Genomic DNA, 22,945 nt, shown 5'->3' on the forward strand with positions numbered 1-22,945 from the left:
TATAACAATAAAAAACGCAACTGCTTTTTACAAGGTCGTACAGAGCCTCCCTCTGTGCGGCCTTCTATTCCCCAAACCAGTCTGGAAGGATGTGACAGTAAAATGCATCGGCTCGGGACCCGTCCCAAGCGGAGGGGCGATGTGGACATGACGCAGGGAAATGTGGCCCACCATTTAGTCATGTTCGCCCTCCCCCTTCTGGCGGGCAACATCTTTCAGCAATTTTACAACACCGTAGACACATGGGTAGTGGGCAACTTCGTCAGTAATGAGGCCTTCTCCGCCGTTGGTACCGTCACCCCCATCGTCAATATGCTCATCGGCTCCTTTATGGGCCTTGCCAGCGGGGCTGGCGTGGTCATCTCCCAATATTACGGCGCCAAACAGATGGAGCGGGTCAAGCAGGCCGTCCACACCTCCCTTGTCATGACTCTGGTGCTGGGCGTAATCATGACGGCTGCCGGCATCCTGCTCACCCCCTTCCTCCTGGGGCTGATGAAAACGCCCGCGGATGTCTTTCCAGAGGCCACGGCCTACCTCACCATCTATTTCTCAGGGGTGATGGGCCTGATGCTCTACAATATGGGAGCGGGCATCCTCCGGGCGGTGGGTGATTCCAAGCGCCCATTCTATTTTCTGGTGGCGGCGGCCGTGCTCAACATCGGCCTGGACCTACTGCTGGTCATTGTGTTCCATATGGGAGTAGAGGGCGTGGCCTACGCCACCATTATCTCCCAGGGCGTTTCCGCCCTGCTCACTCTGCTGCTCCTGGTCCGCACCAGCTCCTGCGTCAAGCTGGACTGGCGGGCCCTGCGGGCTACCCCCTTCATTTTGAAGCAGATTGCCCGCGTCGGCATCCCCGCTGCCCTGCAGATGGCCATAACCGCCTTTTCCAACGTATTCGTTCAGTCCTATATCAACTTCTTCCAGGCTGACTGCATGTCCGGCTGGACCGCTTATACGAAGATCGATCAGATCATGTTCCTGCCCATGCAGTCCCTGGCCCTGGCCGCCACCACCTTTGTGGGCCAGAATCTGGGCACCGGCCAACTGGACCGGGCCAAGGAGGGCACCCGGACCGCCTTTTGTCTCTCTTTGGGCATCACCGTAGCCCTCTCTGTTGTGACGTTCTGCGCCGCGCCCGCTCTGGTGGCCTTTTTCAACGATAAGCCGGAAGTGGTCTCTTACGGCACCCTCTTCCTGCGGGCCCTGGGTCCCTGCTATGTGCTGTGCTGTGTCAATCAGATCTATGCCGGCGCCCTTCGGGGGGCGGGCAAGAGTCAGGTCCCTATGTACATCATGCTCTTTTCCTTTGTGGTGTTCCGTCAAATCTATCTGTACGTCACAGCGAACTTCATCTCCAACACCGTCCTTCCTATCGCCATGAGTTATCCGGCTGGCTGGCTGATGTGCAGTGTGGTTACTCTGGTCTACTACCACCGGGTAGGTTTGGGCGGCAACCGTCTGGTAGACGACTCCGCCTCCATGCCATCCCGGCCCTAAACCGCCAAAAGGCCCCGGCGCTCAACGAGCGCCGGGGCCTTTTCTTTTTTAGTCGTCCCAGTCCTTTTCGTATTCCAGGATCGCTCCGGAGGCTCCGTCGATGGTGTACTCATACTCCATGCCGCCGGACCGAAATTCCACCTCATACTCCAGCCGGCCGTCGTCATAGTCCCGCTCAGACCGCAAGCCGGCGACCTGGCTCTCGGACAGGCCGACGTGCCCCAAGGCGGCAGACTCAGCCGCTTCCGCGCCGATGTCTGTACTGGAGGCACTGGCGTGCTTCTCCGTATCATAGGCGACCACGGAGCCATCGACAGCGTCGATGGTATAGTCATATTCGGTGCTGCCTACCCAGAACTCCACCTCGTATTCCAGCCGCCCATCGTCCCAGTCCTGCTTCACCTTTACATCGGTGGCCTGGGACTCGCTGACACCGGCGTGTTTCAGCGCGGCGGACTTGGCCGCTTCTGCGCCCACATCTTGGGTGCCAGAGCCACCAGTGCCGGAACCGCTGTAATTCGGCGCCCGGTGGGTCTCCCGCTCCTGCTTCAGTACAGAGCCGTCGGCGGCGGCGATAGTATAGTCGTACTCGGTGGTATCCACCCAGAACTCCACTTCGTATTCCAACCGGCCATCATCCCAGTCCTGCTGGACCCGCAGCCCGCTGACCTGGCTCTCAGACACGCCGGCATGTTTCAGCGCCGCCTCCTTGGCCTTCTCCTGGCCAATATCACTGGAGCCGCTGCTGGGTTTCGTCCCGGCATCGCCGCTCTGCCCGCTGGCCAGAATATCCTTCTGGCCGCTCAGAACTTCTCCTGTCCAAGCGTCGATATGGTACTCAAACTCTCCCCTGGCTGTCTTAAGCTCCACCTCATAGTGGGGTACGCGGTCGTCCAACTCAGGATCTACATCGGCCACCACAGAGCTCACCGCCATCGTGCCCGCATATTCCTCCGCAGCGATGAACGCCGCCTCTTTTCCAATCGGCATCGCGGGGGCGCCGATCTTGGCCAGGTCCTTCAGCTCCTCCACAGAGAGCTGGGCCAGTTCTTCAAACTTTAGATCGCTGTTCAGCGCGATCACCTGGTTGACCAGGCTGGCCTTTCCGGTGGAGATGTTGTTTGCCTTCGCCTGCTGGTCCAGCTCCACACTGGCGTCCACTGTCTGGCTAAGGATAGACGCATTGGATGCCTGGGCCTGGAGGACCGCGTCCACGGCACCTGTCAGCTCCTGCTGGAGCTTGACCGCCCGTGCCTGGTCCTTATCCTCCACAGAGATCATGATGGCGGAGGAGATGCTGTCCAGATAGCCGTTGCTCACCAGGGCACCGACGATGGCGTTCACCGCCACGTCCAGCTTTGTCCCCTTCAGGTCTGCCCCACCCCCCATACTGGACAGGACTGTACGGGCCTCCTCATTCAGGGGGGTGCAGGAGAGGACTTTCTCCCTTTTATTTACCTTCAACTCAATACTTGGATTCACATCCAGAGAAACAACAGAGGCCACAGCGTTTGCCTGATAATAAAACGCGCCTCCGCCGCCGCCAACCAGCGCCAGGGCCAGACAGGCAGCCATCAGATTGCGTATGGTCCTGCTTGGACGTTTCTTCGTCATAGGGATCACGGTTCCTTTCCGCGCCTCACAGCGGGAGAGCACCCCTTCCAGATCATCGGGGGCGGCAGCGGACAGGGCCAGCTCCAGCCGGCGTTCCAGTTCCTTATCTGTCATCGGGCGTCATCTCCTTCCAGCCGTACTTTCAGCTTTTTCAGCGCTCTGTGATATTTGGACAGGACCGTGGCCAGAGGCAGCTCCAACAGCTGCGCGATCTCCCGGTGCTTCAGCCCAGTGACGGCGTGGAGCACCACGATCCGCCGCTCCTGCTCCTCCAGCGCCGCCAGGGCCGTCTGGAGCAGCTCCCGCTCCTCCGGGGAGAGGGCCGGACCCTCGGCCGGAATGGCGTCCCACTCCTCCTCGCTCAGATCCGCCTGACGTTCTCTCTGCCGCAAAGCCATCAGCGCCAGGTTCCGGGCCACCGCCAGGATCCACGCCATGGGCGAGCCCTGGGGGCGGTATTGGGGCGCCTTCTCCCAGATCCGAACAAAGGCGTCATGGGTGAGATCCTGGGCGTCATGGGCGTTTTTCACATAGGACAAAGTGATACCATATACCGCCGTACGGGTACGGTGGTACAGCTCTGCCAGAGCCTCCCGGCTGCCGGCGGCTATCTCGATCAGCAGCCTGTCCAGCGCCTCCCGGTCCTCTTTGCCCGTTCCTTCCGTTGTCTGTGCCATAAGCAGCATCAGCATGGGCCATTTCTCCTGTCATTCAAGTAATGCACAAGCCGCTCGTTTTATTGCGCGGTGGAAAAAGTTTTTTTGACACCTACCTAGCGTTTGAGTTTAAACCTTTTTTCTAAAAAAAACAAGAGCCGCTTCGGCGGCTCTTGGCCAATTTTTATTTTATCCCTCCGGCTGGAGCCCAGCTTTTTTCAGCCGGTTCCGGAGCATCGGTCCTACCGCAATAGCCACTACCATCTTGACCAGGTCCCCGGGAATAAAGGGGAATACGCACATGGTCAGGGCGGGCAGCAGATCGCTTTCCGCCTGGAAGCAGAACCAGGCCGTGCCAAAGGCATAGCACAGGGCGGTGGCTCCAATCATCCCGGCCAGCTGTACGCCCCGGTTCCGGAATTTATCGATCACAAGGCCGGCAATCACCGCCATGGGGATGAAACCGACGATATAGCCGCCCGTTGGGCCGGCCAGCTTGGCCAGGCCGCCGGAGTACCCGGAGAACACAGGCATTCCCACCATGCCGATGAGCACATAGACCAGATAGCTGACGGTACCCCGTTTCCAGCCCAGAACATACAGCGTGATGTAAATGGCAAAATTCGTAAAGGAGATGGGCACCGGCCCCACGGGAATGGAAAGGGGGCCCAGGACGCAGATGACGGCAGCCATAACCGCGGTCATCGCCAGCGGATAAACTTTATTCCTTGTTTTGGTTTCCATATTTTCTCTCCCTATCTACCGTTCTAATTGATAGCCAAGCCGGATAGCCATTTCCATATCTCCCGCCACGCTGGTGCCAGTGGTGGTCAGCATATCCCCGGTAATCGCGGCATTGGCCCCAGAGCGAAACAGCGCCTCGCCCCCATCGGGAAATCGACCCCGGCCGGCCGCCATACGGATCCAGGCGGTGGGATTTATGTACCGGAACAGGGCCACCGCCCGCAGCACATCCTCCTGGGAGATCGGCTCGACCTGCTCCAGTGGAGTGCCTGGGATGGGGGTGAGCAGATTCAGCGGGATGGAGTCTATCTCCAGCTCCGCCAGGCTCAACGCCATATCGATGCGGTCCTCCCAGCTCTCCCCCATTCCTAAGATCCCCCCGGAGCACACCTGAAGTCCCGCCTCCTTGGCTCGGAGGATGTTGTCTATCTTATCCTGATAAGTATGGCTGGTGCATATCATGGGGAAATATCTACGGGAGGTCTCCAGATTGGCGTGGAAGCGGGTCACACCGGCCTCCTTCAGCGCCTTGAGCTCCTCCAGGGTCTGTAGACCGTGGGAGGCGCACAGGGCCAGACCCGTCTCCTTCCGCAGCCGACGGTAGGCCGCCAGACCGCGCTCCAGCTCCTGGCCGTGGAGGCCCCGGCCGGCCGTCACAATGGAGTACCAGTGGACGCCGGCAGCCTCGTTTCGCTTTCCCTCGGCCAAAATATCCTCTTCCGGCAGGAAGGGGTACTCCTTCACATGGGTGTTATGGTGGCAGGATTGGGCGCAGAATTTGCAGTCCTCCCCGCACCGGCCGCTTCGGCCATTGATGATCGTACAAAAATCAAAGCGGTCGCCGCACAGCTCTCTCCGAATGGTGTCCGCTCCCGCCCGCAGTTCTTCCAGGTCCGCTGTCAAGAGTTGGGACAGATCGTCCGACCGGGTCAGGCGGCGGCCTGATCGGATCTCCTCAGCTAGTTTTTTCACTTTGACCCCCCAGATTGTAAACCATTTTCATTTTTTAGTATACGTCTCCCCCCGCAGTCTGTCAACCAAAAAATTTTTCAGTTGACGATTTGCGTATTTCGCCTTTCGACAACATCCGCCCTTGTAAATCTATTCTCTTTTGGGTATAATTTCTTTCACGTGTTTTCCATGGATGAAAGGAGTCTCCTATGATCAAACAAAACCGATGGTTGTGCCTGTTTCTGGCCTTCCTTCTATTCGCCGGACCGGCTCTGCCTGTTCAGGCCGCGGAAGCGGACTTTGCCTCCTTCCTGATCGACGGGGATGAGATGGACTTTCCCCAGCGCCCCCTGCATATCCAGCTCTACCAGAGAGATCAAACCGGGACGTTTGTTCCCTCCGACCAGGTAGTCGGAAGTTTCCCCCTTAATCGCACCGCAGGGAACACCACCTTTTATATCCAGCTCCATGCTGACGGGGTACAGGTGACAGTGGACTACCTGACCGACGCGAACAGTGATGGTGTCTATGAACTGTTAGACGGACAGGACGATCCCATCTGTGACGTAGTCACCGCCGACGGCCGGCTGACCGCCTGGGACGGGGTGGATCACAGGCTGGAGGAGGGCCAGATCTTTGCCCTCCCCGCCGATCTGCTGGCCAGCCGGGGGCAGGCTGTCCTCCAAGGCCGGCTGGCGGCAGGTCAGGAGGATGTGGACCCGGACCATCTGATCTATCTGCTCTCCCTTTCCTATGTTCCTGCCGGCGGGGGCGAGCCCCAGACGCTCCACTATTACCTCCAGCTGTTCCAGTCGGTGATCATCCCCTCCGATGTGCCCGTTGGCTCCTGGTACTACGAGGCTGTGGAATATGGTCTGGCCCAGGGCTTTTTCTCCGGCACCGGCGAGGACTCCTTCTCCCCCCAGGGCACGGTCACACGGGCCCAACTGGCCCAGATTCTGTGGCGCTTGGGCGGCTCTGAAGAAGGGCGGGAAGTTTCCTTCACCGACGTTTCCTCCGGAGATTGGTTCCTTGACGCCGCCTGCTGGTGCGCCCAGGAGGGAGTCATGTCCGGTGTAGGCGACCAGCGGTTTGGCCCGAACCAGGTACTCAGCCGGGAGCAGTTAGCTCTGATCCTGTACCAATACGCCCGCAGGACCGGGCTCCAGATGGAGGGTGGGCAGTCTTTGGCGCTGTTTACCGACGGTCCCTCTACCTCCTCCTGGGCACGGGAGGCCCTGGGCTGGGCTGTGGACCATCAGCTGCTGTCCGGTTATGAGGATGGTTCCCTCCATCCCGGACAGGGCGTCACCCGTGCGGAACTGGCTGTGGCTCTGTATCGCTTCTGTCAGGATCTCCTGGAGCTTTGACCTTTCCCATAACGGACCTGGCCGGTTTTCCGGCCGGGTCCGTGCTCTTTTTTCCCTGTGTGGTTAAAGGCTGGAATATTTGTCCAAACTATCCATACAATGGTCCACAGGAAGAAATGAAAGGAGCGTGGCTATATGGCGTTTTCTCTGTCCCGCCGCCGGTGTGATAGCGCACAGGAGTTGGAGCGGCAGGAGCTGGTGGCCTCTTTGGCCCACACCCGCACCCTCATCAATCAGGCCTACGGGGGGTTTAATACAGCCAGCGACGGGGACCTCATCGAGTCCTATGTTTTTGAGATCAATGCCCTCCAGGCGCGGTACAACTACCTGCTGCGCCGGGTCAAGCAGCTGGAGGGGGTTTCATGACAGGATTGCCGGGATTCGCAGCCTGGGGGCTGGCCGGACTGCTGGTCTGCACCGCCCTGTTGATCCTCCGCCGCCCTGTGGCCCAGCTGATCCGTCTGATTCTGCGCTCCTCAGTGGGACTGGCCGCCCTGGCCCTGTTTTCCCAGGTTGGTCAGGCATTGGGCGTGACTTTGGGGGTCAACCTGGTCAATGCCCTGGTGCTGGGGCTGCTGGGCGTACCTGGCTTCGGCCTGCTGCTGATGCTCCAGTGGGTGCTAAAATAGATGGCCTGACCAGGCTTTATATAGCCGCCTTTCACACTGCCGCCCGGCTTTTCTGGGCGGCAGTTCTTGTCGTTTTCAGAAAATATTTATATAATTGATTATATTCTTCTTTTCCTCTTGACTGTAAAGGGACTTCATACTTTACACTGGTCCCATCTAAGCCATTCATTTTCAGGAAGGAGACAGCTATGACCATCAAAGAAATAGAAGACCGCACCGGGCTGCCTCGGGCCAATATCCGGTTCTATGAGTCCCAGGGCCTGATCGCCCCAAGCCGTGGGGAAAACGGTTATCGGGACTACTCCCAGGAGGACTGTCAGACTCTGCTGAAAATCAAGCTGCTGCGGAAGCTGGACTGCTCCCTGGAGGACATCCGGTCCCTCCAAGCGGGAGAACGATCCCTGGATCAGCTCCTGGAGCAGAGGCTGGCCCAGCTGGAGGGCAGATACGCCGAGCTGGAACAGGCCAAGGCCCTGTGCCAGAAGCTGCGGGAGGACCGGGCGGACTGGTCCTCCATGGACCCGGCCCGCTATCTCTCCTGGGCCCCTTCCACCCCAGCGGATGAGGTGGCCGACATCCGCTTCCGCATCCCCTGGCGGCGGTATTTCGCACGTTCCCTGGACCTGCTGCTGTATGGCACTCTGTGGAGCGTACTGCTTGCTCTGGTCTTTCGGATCAACATCCTCTGGCGGGGCCCTTTGGGGGATCTGCTGGATACGGCGGCCACCCTGACCCTTATGGCGGCGCTGGAGCCCCTGTTCCTCCACCGCTGGGGGACCACCCCAGGCAAGGCCCTTTTCCGGCTGAAGCTCACCCGGTCAGACGGCAGCTATCTCTCCCTCCAGGAGGGCTTTCGGCGGACCTTGTCGGTAATCATTATGGGGCTGGGTCTGACCATCACGCTTTCCATTCTCGCCCTCATCCCTCTTGTGACTCTGATCCTGGGCTACGTCCGCTGCAAAAAGGGGCGGGAGCAGCCCTGGGCCCTGGAGGACGAGGCCTGGTCCGACGGTACCGACGGCACTCAGGGCTTCTGGGATCAGCCCCGCTCCGGACGCCGCGCGGCAGCCTATCCGGGCATCTACGCGCTCTGTGTGGCCCTCCTTATGGGCGCCGCTCTGTTTGCCGCTATCCCCCGGCACCATGGCGCCCTGACCCCGGAGGAATTTGCCGCCAACTACAACCATCTAGCCACCTTTGCCTCCGCCCCCGAGGAGCCCGGCTATATGCTCCAGCCAGACGGCTCCTGGCTCCGGACGGACCCAAACAGCTTCCCCATCTTTCTCTTTGGCTCCGGCCCTCTGGATATGGACATCCAAAGCCAGCAGGGGGCGGTCACCGGTCTGTCCTTCTCCATGGAGAACCGGGAGCAGGGCGGCGTCCGTTCCCTTTCCACCACTCAGGTATGGCACACGGTGAACGCCCTGCTGGGTCACGGCGAACTGCTGGCCCACCCCTCCCTGAAACCGGTGCTGTCCGCCCTGAAGGAACCCCGTCCCGGCACCCAGAGCTGGACTGTGGACGGCTGGCAGCTCACCCTCGAGCTAGAATTGAAGGGGTATGACAGCCACAAGGGCCAGCTGGTTTCCCTGCCGGGCCAGGAGCAGTATGTCCGATATGACTTCTCCATTCGGCAAATCTAAGAAAAGAGATCGTTTCCTGGCCCCTTTTCCCTGTTCAGCCATTGACACTCCCTTTTCAGTTGTCTATAATTAAAAGTTGCCCCGGTCCCTTCTGCGGAGCGGGGCAATTTTTATAGGAAAGGGGCTCTTCAAATGAGCGACCAGCGTGTTTACAACTTCTCCGCCGGCCCGTCTATGCTTCCACTGTCCGCACTGGAGCGCGCCGGGTCAGAAATCACCAACTACCGGGGGTCCGGTATGTCTGTGATGGAGATGAGTCACCGGTCAAAAGTTTTCATCCAGATCTTTGAGGAGACCCAGGAGAAACTGCGCCGGATCATGAACGTCCCCCAGGGATATAAGATCCTGTTTCTCCAGACAGGCGCCTCCGGCCAGTTCTCCATGATCCCCTTGAACCTCATTGGAAAGACGGGAAAGGCCGACTACGCCGTCACCGGCAACTTCTCCAACCTGGCTTACAAGGAAGCCCAGAAGTACGGCCAGATCCATCTGGCCGCCTCCAGCGAGGACCGGGACCACAGCTACATCCCCGCCCAGAGCCAGTTGAAGCTGGACCCAGAGGCCAGCTATTTTTACTACTGCGCCAACAACACCATTTATGGCACCGAGTGGCAATATGTCCCTGACACCGGCAGCGTGCCCCTGGTGTGTGATATGTCCTCCGACATCCTGTCCATGCCGGTGGATGTATCCAAATTCGGCCTTATCTATGCTGGGGCACAGAAAAACATGGCCCCTGCCGGCCTCACTGTGGTCATCATCAAGGAGGAGTTAGCCGGGCATGAGTTGCCCTATACCCCCCTTATCATGAACTACAAGACCATGATCGACAAGGATTCCATGTACAATACCCCCCCCTGCTGGTGCATCTATATGCTGGGCCTCACTCTGGACTGGGTGGAGGAGAACGGCGGACTGGCCGGTATGGAGAAGCTGAAGTGGCAGCGGGCCAATATGCTCTATGACACGCTGGACAACTCCAAGCTGTTCCGGTGTCACGGGGAAAAGGGCTCCCGCTCCGGCATGAACGTCACCTTCCGCACCGGCAGCGAGGAACTGGACGCCAAGTTCGTTTCCCAGGCGGCCCAGGCCGGCTTTGTCAATCTGAAGGGCCACCGGAAGACCGGCGGGATGCGGGCTTCTATCTATAACGCTATGCCCGTCGAAGGCGTGGAAAAGCTCTGCGACTTTATCAAGGCCTTCGATAAAGCGAACTGACGGGGCCCCCATAGGAGCCCCGCGCAGTGGGTCCCATGGGGAGAGGAGGCGCAAGGAATCGCAGCGAGGAATACTGCCAGAGCGTCCCGAGCGAAGCGAACTTTGCGCCAACCACAACGCCAAGCCTGTGGAGGGCGTTAAAAAGCTGTGCGATTTTATCCAGGCGTTTGACCGGAAGGACCGACGCGGCCGACATGGCCGCTCCTATAACATAAAATAAGGTGATCGTATGTACCGTATTAAGACTTTGAACAAAATCTCTTCCGCCGGGCTGGACCAGCTGGACAAAAGCCGCTTCCAGATCGGAACGGAAGTGGAGAACGAGGATGGCATCCTGGTCCGCTCCGCCCCCATGCAGGACTATTCCTTCCCCCCCGCCCTCCGGGCCATTGCCCGGGCGGGCGCCGGGACCAATAACATCCCCATCGACCGCTGCTCCGAGAACGGCATCGTGGTGTTCAACACCCCCGGCGCAAACGCCAACGCGGTGAAAGAGCTGGTCATCGCCGCCATGCTCATCGCCTCCCGGGATATTCTGGGAGGGGCGGACTGGGTCCAGGAGCAGGCCCACACTCCTAAGGTGGATGTGGCCGCCGCTGTGGAGAAGGGCAAATCCGCCTTTGTGGGGCCAGAGCTCTACCGCAAGACCCTGGGCGTTATCGGCTTGGGCGCCATCGGCGCCCTGGTGTGCAACATCGCCCTGGACCTTGGGATGGATGTATACGGCTATGACCCCTTCCTATCTGTGGACGCGGCCCTCCGGCTGGACCGCCATGTCCATGTGGTCAAGGACGTGAATGAGTTGTACCGGGTGTCTGACTACATCACCATTCACGTCCCCTATAACAACAACACCAAGGACTTTATCAACGCCGAGGCCATTTCCAAAATGAAGGGCCAGGTGCGCGTCCTCAATCTGGCCCGCGGCGGCCTGGTCAATGACGAGGATATGATTGCCGCCCTGGAATCCGGCCGGGTCGCCAAATATGTCACAGACTTCCCGGACGAGCGCATTACCACGGTAAAGAACGTCATCGCCCTGCCCCACCTGGGGGCTTCCACCCCAGAGAGCGAGGAGAACTGCGCTGTCATGGCCGCCCGCCAACTCCAGGATTATCTGGTTAACGGCAACATCACCAACTCGGTAAACCTGCCCAACGTGTCACAGGAGTGGAGCGGCATCGCCCGGCTGTGCCTGATCCATAAGAACGTGCCCGCCATGCTGACCCAGATCATGTCCACCCTTTCTGACGACCGCATCAACGTGGAAAATATGACGAATAAGTCCAGAAAGGACTATGCCTACACCATCGTAGATGTGAACACCCGGCTGACTGACGAAGTGGCGGATGAGCTGCGGGCCATCCCCAATATGATCCGTGTCCGGGTGCTGAACCACTGATGCGGCCCCATATCCAGTACAACTCCCCGGTGGTCCTCACCTTTGCTCTCCTCTCCCTCGGCGCTCTGGCCCTGGGGTGGGCCACCGGTGGCTGGACCACCCTGCATCTGTTCTGTGTCTATCGTTCTCCCCTGTCTGACCCCCTGACCTATGTGCGTCTGGTGGGCCATGTGCTGGGCCATTCCGGCTATGCCCACTACTTGAGCAACATGATGCTCCTGCTGGTGGTGGGCCCTCCCCTGGAGGAAAAGTACGGCTCCCGCCGCCTGCTCCTGTGCATCCTGGTCACGGCCCTTATCTCCGGGCTGGTCCAGTTTTTGTGTTTTCCTAAGACAGCTCTGCTTGGGGCCAGCGGCATCGTATTCATGCTGATCCTGCTCTCCTCCCTGTCCGGTATGCGGGCGGGGGCTATCCCTCTGACCCTTATTCTGGTGGCCGTCCTCTATTTGGGAGGCGAGGTGGTTGACGCCATCACCCTCCGGGACAACGTATCCCAGCTCACCCATGTGGTGGGCGGGCTGTGCGGGGCCTGCCTAGGCTTTGCCATGAGCCGGCGGCCATAACGATATCCATAAAAAAGCTCTCTGTCAGATAGGTTTGACAGAGAGCTTCTTTTTATATGGCCTGAGCCTGACCCAATGCCGCTGGCTGCTGCACTGCGGTCTGGGCGTCACTCTCCAGGCGGCGGTGGCTAGCCGCCTCCTGGATAATCCAGTTCCGCCGCTTCCAGTAGACCACCATGGTGACCAGGGGCGGAAACAGGTCGGACACCGTCTCCGCGAAGAAAGCGGCGGTAGCGCCAAAGACTGCTGGCAGCAGGAACAGGGCGGTGAAGTACACGCCCTTGCGGAGCAGAGACAGGGGCAGAGACCACTGCATCATCCCCATACCGGTGAACCCGTCGATCAAGGTGTACTGGAAGGCCAGTGGGATGAGGCCAATGGTGCATATCTTGATGGCCTGGACCGCCAGAGCGGACACCTGGAGGTCGGGAGTGAAAATGTGGGTAAAGGGGGCGCACAGGAACTGGCCCACCAGGAACAGCACGGTGGTAAAGGCCAGACAGAGGGCCAGGATGTACTTCTGGGCCTCCAGAATGCGGTCGGGGCGGCCAGCTCCAAAGTTATAGCCCAGAATGGAGCCGGTAGAGCCGGTGATCCCCGCCATGGGCATGGTGATAATGAGCATGAAGGACTGGGCGATGGTAGCGGCGGCTACCAGCATATCTCCCTGCTCCGGTCCGCCGTAGTTCTGGAGAACAGCGTTCAGCGCGATAATCATCACATTGTCCAGCGCAATGATGAGGAAGGGAGCCAGCCCAGTGAGCAGGACCCTGGAGATGATCTTCCGGCTGTATCCCCCGAAGGTGATGCGCACCTGGGGTACAGGGCCAAAGAGAAAATGGAGGACAAACAGGCAGCTGCCCAGTTGGCTGATTACAGTGGCGATGGCCGCTCCACGTACCCCCATGTTCAGCCAAAAGATGAACACTGGGTCCAGGGCGATGTTGAGCACCGCCCCAAGCATCACCGACTGCATCCCCTTCTTGGCAAAGCCCTGGCAGATGACAAACTGGTTCATTCCGTTGGCCAGCAAGGCGAATACCGTGCCGAACAGGTAGTAGGTGTAATAGTCCAGAGCATAGGGCAGGGTGGTCTCACTGGCTCCGAAAAGCAGGAGCAGAGGCCGCCTGGTCAACAGGGCACCGGCCATCAGGAGCACCGCCAGCACGTTAAGCAGGAGAAAGCAGTTTGCCAGTATCTTTCTGGCCTGGGCCAGGTTACCCTCGCCCATTCGAATGGACATCAGGGGGGAACCGCCGACCCCTACCAAAAAGGCCACGGAGCCGATCATGGTGACCACGGGACCACAGACGCCGGCCCCCGCCAGGGCCAGGTTGCCGATCTCCGGGATATTCCCGATGTAGATGCGGTCCACAATGCTGTACAGCACACTGACAAATTGGGCCAGCATACTGGGAATCGCAATATTCAGGACCAGCTTTCGGATGGGATCGCGGCCCAGATCATTTTCCAGTTTCACGTTCTTCGCCTCTCCACACACTTTTTCTAAGTCTTCTCTAGGCGCTGGCAATTATAGCACTGGCCTCTCTCCTTGTAAATTAGGCAAAACCATAGCATTTCCCGCTTTTTTTCCAGAAAACTGGCCAAAATGCTTAATGGCGGAGGCCGGCTGTCTCCCATGCTCCGCCTTCCGCCATACCACTGCCAAAAAATTTTTTACCCGCCCTATTGACAACAGCTTTCTATTGTTATATTGTATATGTAGTATATATACAGAAAACACAAAATAACAGTGCGTCAGAGGGCGGGCACTGGACCTGGTACCGGCCGGCAGCTCTCCCCTCTCTCCACTGTTAGAAGGGGCATGAGATGGACATCATTCTAAGTAATTCCAGCGTCAAACCCATTTACGAGCAGATCACCGACCAGGTGAAGGAGCAAATCATGGCCGGAACCCTGTCGGCGGGGGATGCCCTGCCCTCTATGCGCCTGCTGGCTAAGGAGCTCCGTATCTCCGTCATCACCACCAAGCGGGCCTACGAGGAGCTGGAACGAGATGGCTTTTTGGAGAACGTCCCAGGCAAGGGCTGCTTCGTGGCGCCCCAAAACCGGGAGCTGCTGCGGGAGGCCCAGCTCCGCCGGGTGGAGGAGAAGCTTACCCAGGCGGTGGAGGAGGCCCGGAAGGGAGCCTTCTCTCTCGATGAGCTCCATGAGCTATTGGATATTCTGTATAAAGGTGACGAATTATGACAAATAGTATTGAAGTACAAGGGCTCCGCAAGTCCTATGGCGATTTTTCTCTGCGGGATATCAACCTGACCGTTCCCGGAGGGGCCATCATGGGCCTCATTGGCGAGAATGGGGCAGGCAAGACCACTACCATCAAATGTATTTTGAACCTGATCCGCCGGGACGAGGGGACCATCACCCTCCTGGGCCACGACAACCAGAGGGAGGAGCGGGCTGCCAAGCTGGAGGTGGGCGTGGTGCTGGACGAGTGCTTTTTCCACGACTCCCTCCGTCCCCGGGATCTGAAGCGAATCCTGGGCCCGGTCTACCCCGCCTGGGACAACGGGCTCTATGAGGACTATCTGAAAAAATTCCGCCTCCCGGAGGACAAGTACATCAAGGAGTTCTCCCGTGGGATGAAGATGAAGCTGTCCCTGGCCGCCGCCCTGGCCCACCACCCCAAGCTGCTGATCTTGGATGAGGCCACCTCCGGTCTGGATCCCATTGTCCGGGATGAAATTCTGGACGAGTTTCTCGGATTTATCCAGGACGATGACCATGCCATCCTCATCTCCAGCCACATCACCAGCGACCTGGAGAAGGCGGCGGACTATATCACCTATATCCACCAGGGGCAGGTGGTCCTGTCCGACGCCAAGGATCGTATTCTGGACAATTACGGTCGTCTGGCCTGCACCGCCGCACAGCTGAACTCTGTGGCCCCAGACGATTTGATCCGGGTACGCCGCAGCTCCTACGGCTGCGAGGGCCTGGTGGCCGACCGGGCCGCCTTCCGCCGCCGGTATCCAGAACTGCTGGTGGAGCGGACCACGCTGGAAGACATCATGCTATTCATCGCAAAGGGGGAAGCACAATGACCGGACTGGTTCTAAAAGATATGCTCGTGATGCGAAAGACCCTTAAGACTTATGTGCTGTTTCTAGCCTTTTACCTGCTGCTGGCCGTGATTGGACTCTTTCCCATCTCCACCATCACCGCCGTCACTCAAATCATTATCATGATGCTGCCCCTGTCCGCCTTCTCCTTCGACGAACTGGCCAAGTGGGACCGATACGCCCTCACTTTCCCCACTGGCCGGAGGAGTCTGGTGGGCGCGCGCTACCTGTTCACCCTGGTGATGGCCGCCGCCGCAACCCTCTACTCCCTGGTGGCCTGCGTGGTCCTGTCCATTGGGAAAGGGCAGAGCGCCATGGCCGAAAACCTGTTGAGCCTGATGGTATCTCTGGGGCTGGGACTCATCATCGCTGATATTCTCCTCCCCCTGTGCTATAAATTGGGGGTGGAACGGGCCCGCCCCTATATGTATATCGTCATTTTCGCCCCCCTGCTCCTGTTCTTCGGCGCCTACAAGTTGGGGCTCTTCGAGGGCATCGACCTCTCCTCTCTGGACCGGATGCCGGAGAGCACTGTTCTGGCCGTGGGCTCCCTACTCCCTCTGATCCCACTCCTGGGACTTGGGCTATCCTACCTCATCTCCTGCCGTATCATGGAACAGAAGGAGTTTTGATATGAAAACCGGGGTCCTGATGGTATGGACGGGCTGCCTGGTATCCATCACCCTGTCTGTCCTGCATTTCGCCTGGATCGCTACCGCCGTGGAGCGGGTGCTGGTCCTGGCACTGCTGGCTCTGGCCGGAGCTTTCGCTCTGGCCCATCGGAGATAAGGAGGAACCTCTATGCCAAAAATTATGCCCCTGATCTGGGCTGGCCGCGCCGTAGCTGTCACCCTGGTGGCGCTCGCCTTTACGGACACCATCCCCAGTGGAAGTTTTCTGTTCTGGCTCCTCTTTGCCTTGGCCACCGGCCTTGTCCTCCTTGGCGGCGGCTGGCGAAAGCGCCGGTGATTTACATTTTCTCCCTCCCATGCTATAATAGTAAAAAATGATTGAGGGAGTGTGACCGCTATGACCACTAAAGAAGCCATCCGGGAATTGGAGCACATGAAGCAGTATGCCACCGCCAAGTCTATCCCTGCTCTAGACCTTGCCATCAAGGCACTGCAGGAAAAGCTGGAGTGTGAAAAGGTCTAGCTCCCCAGATGTGAAGGCCGGACAGGAATCGGGAAAGGCAAAATCGGGAACGCACAACGTCCCCAGCAGGATTTGAAATCATTGAGAATCTTTCTTCTCCTGCCGCATCTAAATAAAGACGGAGCAGAAGCGACGCTTCTGCTCCGTCTTTGTTTATTTTATTTCTGCTTTCGGTCTGGATATCCCGCCGTTTTACCTCAGGCGCTCCTCCGAGCATTCTTTACGAAAAACAGGAAGCCCAGCATTAGGACGATGCCAACCGGCAGAGCGATGATACCGGGTAGGCCGAAGTAAGCCAACGCACCGGCTACCACATAGGAAATGCCGGCAATAACCGCGCAGGAGATTGCATAAGGCAACTGGGTGGACACATGGTTGACATGGTCACACTGGGCACCGGCGGAGGCCATGATGGTGGTGTCGGAGATGGGGGAGCAGTGGTCTCCGCACACCGCGCCGGCCATACAGGCGGAGATGCAGATGATGGCCAGAGGGTTGTCCATGGAAAATACGTTCTGGACAATGGGGATCAGGATGCCGAAGGTACCCCAGCTGGTGCCGGTGGCAAAGGCCAGCAGACAGCCCACCACGAATACGATGACGGGCAGCAGCATCTGCAGGCCCTGGGCGCTGCGGACGAAGTCACGGACAAAGTACTTGGCGCCCAGTGAATCGGTCATGCTCTTCAGGGTCCAGGCAAAGGTGAGAATGAGGATGGCGGGCACCATGGCCTTGAAGCCCTCAGGAATACAGCCCATCATCTCCTTGAAGGTCATGGAGCGGCGGACGAAGAAGTAGATCAGGGCGAACAGCAGGCCAAAGGCGGAACCCAGCATCAGGCCGATAGAGGCATCAGAGTTGGAGAAGGCATCCACAAAATTCTCCCCGGAGAAGAATCCGCCGGAGTAGATCATGCCGATGACGCAGCAGACCACCAGCACCACGATGGGCAGCACCAGGTCCATCACAGTACCCTTGGTGTCGTCGATTTCCTCATCCATCATGGCATAGGGGTTGGAGCCGGAGAACAGGTCGCCGTTCTCTACGGCGTTCTTCTCGAATTTGGCCATGGGGCCGAAGTCTACCTTCATCAGCACCAGGCCCAGCATCATCACAATGGTGAGCAGGGCATAGAAGTTATAGGGGATAGCCCGAATAAACAGATTGAGGCCCTGGCCGTCCTCGGCAAAGCCGGACACGGCGGCTGCCCAGGAGGAGATGGGCGCGATGATACATACCGGCGCGGCGGTGGCATCGATGATATAGGCCAGCTTGGCCCGGGACACGTTGTGCTTGTCGGTGATGGGCCGCATGACGCTGCCCACGGTTAAGCAGTTGAAGTAGTCGTCAATGAAGATCAGGCAGCCCAACAGGATGGATGCCAGTTGGGCACCGACCCGGGACTTGATGTTCTTCTTGGCCCACCGGCCGAAGGCGGCCGAGCCGCCTGCCTTATTCATGAGACACACCATAGTGCCCAGAATGACCAGGAAGATGAGAATGCCCACATTGTAGCTGTCTGACAGGGAGGCCACGATACCGCCGCTGAACACGTGATTCAGCGTCCCCTCAAAGGAGAAATTGGAGTACAGCAGGCCGCCCACCAGGATTCCAATGAACAGGGAGGAGTACACCTCCTTGGTAATCAGGGCCAGGGCGATGGCGATGACCGGGGGCAGCAGGGACAGGGCGGTGTTGTAGGAGCTGCTGGGGGACTGGATATACCCCTCACCCCCACAGGTGGGACACACAAAGGTGCCGCCGCAGGCCTCACATTCAGCGTCAGTGCCCAGGCATACGGAACACCCGCCCGTAAGGCCGCAGTCGGGACACTCGATCATCTTGGTGCCCGATACCTCGGTGGGGTCGTCCGCCAGCACGGCAAAGCTGGTGGTCGCCAGGGCCAGCACCATCATCACCATGATGATCAGGCGCACAGGCCAGGATCTTCTCGTTCTCATTTCTTTTCCCTCCACATGATTCTCTCTCCGGGGCCGCAGCCCCCCGCGCAAACAAAAAAGCCACAGGCACGTCAAGCGCCCATGGCAAAGCCGGACGTCCCCAGGCGGACCCCAGGGACCTTCGGATAGCGCTCCACTTGTTCGTGACAGTCCGCAGGATATTCTCCTGCGGCCCAGGTTCGCCTCTCCAGGCAGAGAAGCCAGCCTTCGGCGGTACACCCTCTCCTGGGGACGGCTGCCTGACCCTGTCCCACAGTACGCATGAGTACCGCGCCTCTATCCACTATTCATTTGGAATTGCAAGTATCCTACCACGGCCCTTCACTATTGTCAAGCCTCTTTCGAAAAAAAGCCCCTTCTTTTTCAATTTTCTATCAATCCATCATAAAAAAGGTGAAAGTGCCGGTGGCCACCACTACATCCTGGTCGTTGGTGAGCACCACCTGGATCACAGACAGGGTGCGGCCCATCTTCTTGGGCGTGGCTACACAGAATATCTTCTTTCCAGAGGCGGGGCGCAAAAATTCCATAGTGCTTCCCGCGGTGACGCAGACGCCGCCCCTGGAACAGGCGCAGCATCCCCCCACCGTATCGGCCAGGGTGGCCATTGCCCCTCCGTGGACATTCTTATGGGGATTGATGCTGTTAGGTCCCACCACCAGCTCCCCCTTGGCATAACCGGGCTCCACATGGGTCACGGTGATGCCGTTCTCATAGGAAAACTGGTGCGGCGTATTGACTGTGCGGAATATAAAATCGGTCCTCTCCTGGTCAGTCATGGAACCGCTCCTTTGCTCGTTGTCAGGGGAAGTGTATCACAAAAACATCTGTGGGGCAAGGCTGACGGGAAAAATTTCACCGATTTTCCCCCAAACGCATAGATTGGTAAGAACTCATACCCAAGGAGGAATCGCCATGGAAAAAAACTCGAACCCTGCCGCCCTGACTCCCCAGGGCGTGGACCAGGAGGCGTTTGACCGGGTATGGCGCCGTGTGATGCCCGATCAAGCGCAGAGCCCCATCGCCATAGGGCGGGCGGAAGTAGATGAGATCGCCCCCGCCGAAACCGCCCCCCAAGACCAGTGCGAGGCCGCGCCGGTCCCAGCCGAGACCCCGGTACAGCCCGCCGCTTCTCCTACGCCCCCTCCCCCGTCCCGCAGCAAAGCGGAGGAGGACCCCCCCTTCTGCCTCGGCAGCCAGTCCCAGGGGGAGGAACAGACGCTCGCCTCTCTCATGGACCTGGTCAAAGAAGGGGTCTTCATTGCCCAGGCCCTAGTCCGCAGGGGCGGAAGCTGCTCCAGGTCACTGAGCTGTCTGGCTGCCGACCACCGGCGGGCCCTGCGCCAGCTCTCTGCCGCCTACTTTCTCATCATCGGTCAGCGTTACCGCCCACCGATCCCCTCTGTGGTCATTAACGCCTCTCTCCCCCTGGCCCTACGGGATCAGTTCGTCTGGGAGCAGCGATGGGAGCGGGCCAATCAGCAGGCCGCTGAGACCACCTCGGATGCCTGTCTCAAGGAATTATATCAGGAGCTGGCCCAAGACGGGGTCCTCCATGCCGCCACCATTCGCTCACTGCTGGAACAGATGGGTTGACTGTTTTCTCAGCTTTGGGGTAAACTGGACAGGAAGGTGGGCGGCAGGGCCGGACCGCACGCGCCCCCGCCATCCTCCACATACCGATGAAAGGAGCGCGGTTCTATGACCCAGACCAAGGAGTTCTCCTATCCTTCCTCTGACGGCGTCCATACTATACACGCCCATGAGTGGTTCCCCCAAAGCAGCCCTATCGCTGTAATTCAGATTGTCCATGGGGTAGCAGAACATATCGGGCGATACCAGCATTTGGCCCAATTCCTCACCGCCTACGGCTTTGTTGTGTGCGGCGAGGACCACCTGGGCCACGGCCTCACAGTGAACGACGGTCGATACGGTTACTTCGCCCCCCGCGGAGGATGGGACCTGATCACCCAAGATGTGCGCCGCCTACGGGAGATAGAGGGGGAAAAGTTCCCCGGTCTGCCCTATGTGCTGCTGGGCCACTCCATGGGCTCCTTCCTCACTCGGACCTATCTGATTCGCTGGCCGGGAACGGTGGATGGAGCGGTTCTCTCCGGCACCGGCCAGGAAAAGGCGCCCTTAGTGGCCTTCGGTCGGCTTCTCGCCGGGGGGCTGGCCGCCCTCAAGGGCCCGGACTATGTCAGCCCACTGATCTATGGGTTTTCTCTGGGCGCCTACAACAAGAAATTTCAGCCCGCCCGAACCCGTGCCGACTGGCTCAGCAGGGACCGTGACATGGTAGACGCCAACTTAAACGACCCCCTGTGCGCCTTCCAGCCCACGGTATCCATGTTCCGGGATATGATGGAAGGACTGCAGTTCATCGCCAGCAAAAAAAATCTATCCAAAATGGACGTGGACACCCCCATCTATTTTCTGTCCGGTGACCAGGACCCCGTGGGCTCCATGGGCAAGGGGGTACGGAAGGTGGAGGCGATGTTCCGCTCCGCCGGGTGCCGGGATGTGACTGTCAAGCTGTACCCCGGAGGCCGCCATGAGATGTTCAACGAGCTCAACCGCCAGGAGGTCATGGAGGACCTGCTGGTCTGGCTGGAACAGAGGTTCTTTGACTAGAGCCCGGTTTTTCCCCAGTGTTTTTGCCTCTTTGTCCCCTTTGGCGTACAGGGAGCCCAGAAAAATACGACAGTAAAAGAGCGGCTGTACGGCCGCTCTTTTACTGTCTTTCCCCTTTGAAGAGGAATACTGCTCTCATCGGAACCGCGACAATCATGGATGGTGAGATACAACGGGTGGTTTAGAGGGGCACAAGGCGCCACCCTAATCCCTCCACCTTCAGTTTGTCACCAGCTCGCCTGTCAGGATGTGGTCTCTGGTCATGGTCTCTCCCTGGGGCAGGTCCACTGTAATCCAGTTCCAAAGCATTCCACCCTGTTTCCCCTCCGTTCCCCTGTGGTGGTATCGGACAGAGAATCTGTGTATAGGACAATGGGCAGCCAGGACCTCATATGCCAACATGGCCTGGTCGGCCATTCTCTCCCGCATGACTGCCTCATCGGGGATGGGCTCATCCACACCGCCATAGAACTGCACATCGACGGATATGACGGCCTCGTCCGGCATCTGGGGGCTCCATCTGGCTGACCACATGGTAATGTTCTGGTCCGGGACCCAGAGCCCTGTCCGGCGGATGACACTGTCGATGTACAGTTTCTTCCGCAGGGCCTCTTCCCGTCCCTTATCCTCTACGACCAGCCCGCCATATCCCAGACTCCGCTTCTCTCCGCCGTCGGAGAAGGAGAGATAGTAGCCGCCGCCCACCAAATCATAGCCCGCCCAGTGGCCCTGCGCCCTCCACTCCGGATGGACCTGGGCCGCATATTCCTTCATCGCGCGGGCGGCCATCAGATTGCCGATGACTGGTGGAAAACCAAGAGGAAGGAGGACAAACACAATCAGGGGCCCCACCAGAAGTAAGAGGGTCAGGCCTACACCCAGCCGTTTCTGTCCCAATCCTTCCATAAGGTTCCCTCCCCCTTTTTCGAAAATGATAGCAGAAGGCGGGCTATGCGGTCAATGAAATTGGGATATCTGGTCATTTCTCCGAGATAAGTGGTCCAAAAAATTTCGGACCTTCTCTATCTGTCCCCCTTGGACCGGGATAGTCATTTTCCCTCCCGCAGCTTGCACCTGGAGGGAGTATCCCCGCCTCTCCGGCACCAGCTCCGCGCCGTCCATGCTCTCCCAGGGGGCATACAGGACACAGGTGGAATAGCTGTCGTGGCTGATAGCAGCCAGGCCCCGGTCCATGACTCCCAGAAAATACTCCGGGTCCGGGGTCCTCTGGATCAGCCAGAGCAGGCCGCCCGTCTTTCCCCGAAGGTACAGGCAGTCCTCCAGCCGCTCCCCCAGCCGGTAGCACAGCAAGGCGGTGTGGTACATCCCATAGCTCTCCTCCAGCAGCCAGCCCAGCCGCTCAGGCTCTGGGTGCTCGGTGGGAAAGGCCAGACCGGAGGGCCGCCCCAGCAGCAGGGACAGCACCGGCCGCAGTTGGTCCTCCTTCACCTTGTTGTAGGAGAAAGAGGCTTGATCGCCATTCTTTAAGTAGATGGTCAGGGTACATTTCAACAGCTGGACCTCATAGCGGATGGCAGCCGCCCCCTGGGGGATGAGCAGCCGGGTTACCCCTCCCCGCCACAGGGTCTGTAGGAGGACCTGGCCACGCCACCAGGACACGGCGTGCTCCTCCTCCCCTACTCCCTGCCGTACTTGGGGAATATAGGTCACGTTGCCGGGAGGCAGCCCTTCTCCCCGCCATTCCTCCAGAGCCGGGCGGAAAAGCTGGGGCAGCTCCGCCCACTGATAGATACGCTTTGGCCAGGATGCCAATGTGGGTCGCCGGTCCTCTACAAATTTCACGGTCCTGCCCCCT

25 protein-coding genes and 1 riboswitch are annotated in these 22,945 nt (G+C 59.0%); of the genes, 16 read left to right on the forward strand and 9 right to left on the reverse strand.

The genetic code is table 11. The features are described from left to right. Positions 1 to 102: 102 nt before the first annotated feature. On the forward strand, positions 103 to 1,503 hold the full coding sequence (locus tag OCV64_RS07360) for an MATE family efflux transporter (protein WP_186851905.1): 1,401 nt from the start codon (positions 103 to 105) through the stop codon (positions 1,501 to 1,503). Positions 1,504 to 1,551: 48 nt separating this feature from the next. On the opposite strand, the gene OCV64_RS07365 is transcribed toward OCV64_RS07360, so the two are convergent. The 4 genes from OCV64_RS07365 to bioB all read right to left on the reverse strand — a co-directional run bounded on the left by OCV64_RS07365 (position 1,552) and on the right by bioB (position 5,489). After that, positions 1,552 to 3,231, reverse strand: coding sequence for a PepSY domain-containing protein (locus OCV64_RS07365; protein WP_262669706.1), 1,680 nt, complete (start codon positions 3,229 to 3,231; stop codon positions 1,552 to 1,554). Next, positions 3,228 to 3,809: an RNA polymerase sigma factor gene (locus OCV64_RS07370; protein ID WP_262669707.1), complete on the reverse strand. Its 582-nt coding sequence runs from the start codon at positions 3,807 to 3,809 to the stop codon at positions 3,228 to 3,230. The genes OCV64_RS07365 and OCV64_RS07370 overlap by 4 nt, the downstream gene beginning before the upstream one ends. Positions 3,810 to 3,962: 153 nt before the next feature. Further along, a complete protein-coding gene (locus tag OCV64_RS07375; protein ID WP_147571619.1) occupies positions 3,963 to 4,517 on the reverse strand; it encodes a biotin transporter BioY in 555 nt (184 codons plus the stop codon). Positions 4,518 to 4,532: 15 nt separating this feature from the next. Continuing rightward, positions 4,533 to 5,489, reverse strand: coding sequence for a biotin synthase BioB (gene bioB, locus OCV64_RS07380; RefSeq protein ID WP_262669708.1), 957 nt, complete (start codon positions 5,487 to 5,489; stop codon positions 4,533 to 4,535). A gap of 188 nt (positions 5,490 to 5,677) precedes the next feature. Between bioB and OCV64_RS07385 the strand changes: the two genes are divergently transcribed. From OCV64_RS07385 to OCV64_RS07415, 7 genes are all read left to right on the forward strand, one after another. Then, positions 5,678 to 6,838 (forward strand): S-layer homology domain-containing protein, encoded by a 1,161-nt coding sequence (locus OCV64_RS07385; RefSeq protein WP_262669709.1) that lies wholly within the window; start codon positions 5,678 to 5,680, stop codon positions 6,836 to 6,838. 135 nt (positions 6,839 to 6,973) lie between these two features. Beyond that, entirely contained in the window at positions 6,974 to 7,204 is a 231-nt protein-coding gene (locus OCV64_RS07390; RefSeq protein ID WP_147571622.1) for a DUF2508 family protein, read from the forward strand. Next, on the forward strand, positions 7,201 to 7,467 hold the full coding sequence (locus OCV64_RS07395) for a pro-sigmaK processing inhibitor BofA family protein (protein ID WP_147571623.1): 267 nt from the start codon (positions 7,201 to 7,203) through the stop codon (positions 7,465 to 7,467). The genes OCV64_RS07390 and OCV64_RS07395 overlap by 4 nt, the downstream gene beginning before the upstream one ends. 188 nt (positions 7,468 to 7,655) lie before the next feature. Beyond that, positions 7,656 to 9,110 carry a MerR family transcriptional regulator gene (locus OCV64_RS07400; RefSeq protein ID WP_240288306.1) on the forward strand — a complete coding sequence of 485 codons (1,455 nt, stop codon included), beginning with the start codon at positions 7,656 to 7,658 and terminating at the stop codon, positions 9,108 to 9,110. Between the two features lie 132 nt (positions 9,111 to 9,242). Continuing rightward, positions 9,243 to 10,328, forward strand: coding sequence for a 3-phosphoserine/phosphohydroxythreonine transaminase (serC, locus tag OCV64_RS07405; protein WP_147571625.1), 1,086 nt, complete (start codon positions 9,243 to 9,245; stop codon positions 10,326 to 10,328). A gap of 229 nt (positions 10,329 to 10,557) precedes the next feature. Then, on the forward strand, positions 10,558 to 11,730 hold the full coding sequence (locus tag OCV64_RS07410; protein ID WP_147571627.1) for a phosphoglycerate dehydrogenase: 1,173 nt from the start codon (positions 10,558 to 10,560) through the stop codon (positions 11,728 to 11,730). Then, a complete protein-coding gene (locus tag OCV64_RS07415; RefSeq protein WP_147571628.1) occupies positions 11,730 to 12,293 on the forward strand; it encodes a rhomboid family intramembrane serine protease in 564 nt (187 codons plus the stop codon). The genes OCV64_RS07410 and OCV64_RS07415 overlap by 1 nt, the downstream gene beginning before the upstream one ends. A 52-nt stretch (positions 12,294 to 12,345) precedes the next feature. On the opposite strand, the gene OCV64_RS07420 is transcribed toward OCV64_RS07415, so the two are convergent. After that, a complete protein-coding gene (locus OCV64_RS07420; RefSeq protein WP_262669710.1) occupies positions 12,346 to 13,773 on the reverse strand; it encodes an MATE family efflux transporter in 1,428 nt (475 codons plus the stop codon). A gap of 350 nt (positions 13,774 to 14,123) precedes the next feature. On the opposite strand from OCV64_RS07420, the gene OCV64_RS07425 reads away from it, so the two are divergent. From OCV64_RS07425 to OCV64_RS07450, 6 genes are read left to right on the forward strand one after another with little or no spacing between them, the layout of a single operon-like run. Beyond that, positions 14,124 to 14,504: a GntR family transcriptional regulator gene (locus tag OCV64_RS07425; RefSeq protein ID WP_147571630.1), complete on the forward strand. Its 381-nt coding sequence runs from the start codon at positions 14,124 to 14,126 to the stop codon at positions 14,502 to 14,504. Next, positions 14,501 to 15,361, forward strand: a complete 861-nt coding sequence (locus tag OCV64_RS07430) for an ABC transporter ATP-binding protein (RefSeq protein WP_262669711.1) — start codon at positions 14,501 to 14,503, stop codon at positions 15,359 to 15,361. The genes OCV64_RS07425 and OCV64_RS07430 overlap by 4 nt, the downstream gene beginning before the upstream one ends. After that, positions 15,358 to 16,011: an ABC-2 transporter permease gene (locus OCV64_RS07435; protein WP_147571632.1), complete on the forward strand. Its 654-nt coding sequence runs from the start codon at positions 15,358 to 15,360 to the stop codon at positions 16,009 to 16,011. Before OCV64_RS07430 ends, OCV64_RS07435 begins: the two co-directional genes overlap by 4 nt. A gap of 1 nt (position 16,012) precedes the next feature. Further along, positions 16,013 to 16,168: a hypothetical protein gene (locus tag OCV64_RS07440; RefSeq protein ID WP_186851899.1), complete on the forward strand. Its 156-nt coding sequence runs from the start codon at positions 16,013 to 16,015 to the stop codon at positions 16,166 to 16,168. Between the two features lie 12 nt (positions 16,169 to 16,180). Beyond that, the gene (locus tag OCV64_RS07445) at positions 16,181 to 16,348 is read left to right on the forward strand and encodes a hypothetical protein (protein ID WP_262669712.1); all 168 of its coding nucleotides are present in this window, start codon (positions 16,181 to 16,183) and stop codon (positions 16,346 to 16,348) included. A 60-nt stretch (positions 16,349 to 16,408) separates the two neighbouring features. Continuing rightward, complete coding sequence (locus OCV64_RS07450; RefSeq protein WP_262669713.1) at positions 16,409 to 16,534, forward strand: hypothetical protein; 126 nt, start codon at positions 16,409 to 16,411, stop codon at positions 16,532 to 16,534. A 197-nt stretch (positions 16,535 to 16,731) separates the two neighbouring features. Here OCV64_RS07450 and OCV64_RS07455 read toward each other — a convergent pair whose 3' ends face one another. Together OCV64_RS07455 and OCV64_RS07460 are read right to left on the reverse strand one after the other, a co-directional pair. Further along, positions 16,732 to 18,495, reverse strand: a complete 1,764-nt coding sequence (locus tag OCV64_RS07455; RefSeq protein ID WP_262669714.1) for a Na+/H+ antiporter NhaC family protein — start codon at positions 18,493 to 18,495, stop codon at positions 16,732 to 16,734. A gap of 118 nt (positions 18,496 to 18,613) precedes the next feature. Next, a riboswitch (Lysine riboswitch) is annotated at positions 18,614 to 18,782 on the reverse strand. Positions 18,783 to 18,869: 87 nt separating this feature from the next. Further along, complete coding sequence (locus OCV64_RS07460; protein ID WP_147571634.1) at positions 18,870 to 19,274, reverse strand: PaaI family thioesterase; 405 nt, start codon at positions 19,272 to 19,274, stop codon at positions 18,870 to 18,872. 136 nt (positions 19,275 to 19,410) lie between these two features. Between OCV64_RS07460 and OCV64_RS07465 the strand changes: the two genes are divergently transcribed. Together OCV64_RS07465 and OCV64_RS07470 are read left to right on the forward strand one after the other, a co-directional pair. Then, positions 19,411 to 20,091, forward strand: coding sequence for a rubrerythrin (locus OCV64_RS07465; RefSeq protein WP_262669715.1), 681 nt, complete (start codon positions 19,411 to 19,413; stop codon positions 20,089 to 20,091). Positions 20,092 to 20,196: 105 nt separating this feature from the next. Next, positions 20,197 to 21,129, forward strand: coding sequence for an alpha/beta hydrolase (locus OCV64_RS07470; RefSeq protein ID WP_262669716.1), 933 nt, complete (start codon positions 20,197 to 20,199; stop codon positions 21,127 to 21,129). A 219-nt stretch (positions 21,130 to 21,348) separates the two neighbouring features. Here the strand turns inward: OCV64_RS07470 and OCV64_RS07475 are convergent, their stop codons facing one another. Then, positions 21,349 to 22,035 carry a hypothetical protein gene (locus OCV64_RS07475; RefSeq protein WP_262669717.1) on the reverse strand — a complete coding sequence of 229 codons (687 nt, stop codon included), beginning with the start codon at positions 22,033 to 22,035 and terminating at the stop codon, positions 21,349 to 21,351. Between the two features lie 51 nt (positions 22,036 to 22,086). Beyond that, positions 22,087 to 22,932, reverse strand: a complete 846-nt coding sequence (locus OCV64_RS07480) for a hypothetical protein (protein ID WP_262669718.1) — start codon at positions 22,930 to 22,932, stop codon at positions 22,087 to 22,089. Positions 22,933 to 22,945 lie beyond the last annotated feature (13 nt).

Origin of the sequence: Muriventricola aceti, assembly GCF_025567565.1 — a bacterium.
Taxonomy (GTDB): Bacteria; Bacillota; Clostridia; order Oscillospirales; family Oscillospiraceae; genus Lawsonibacter; species Lawsonibacter aceti.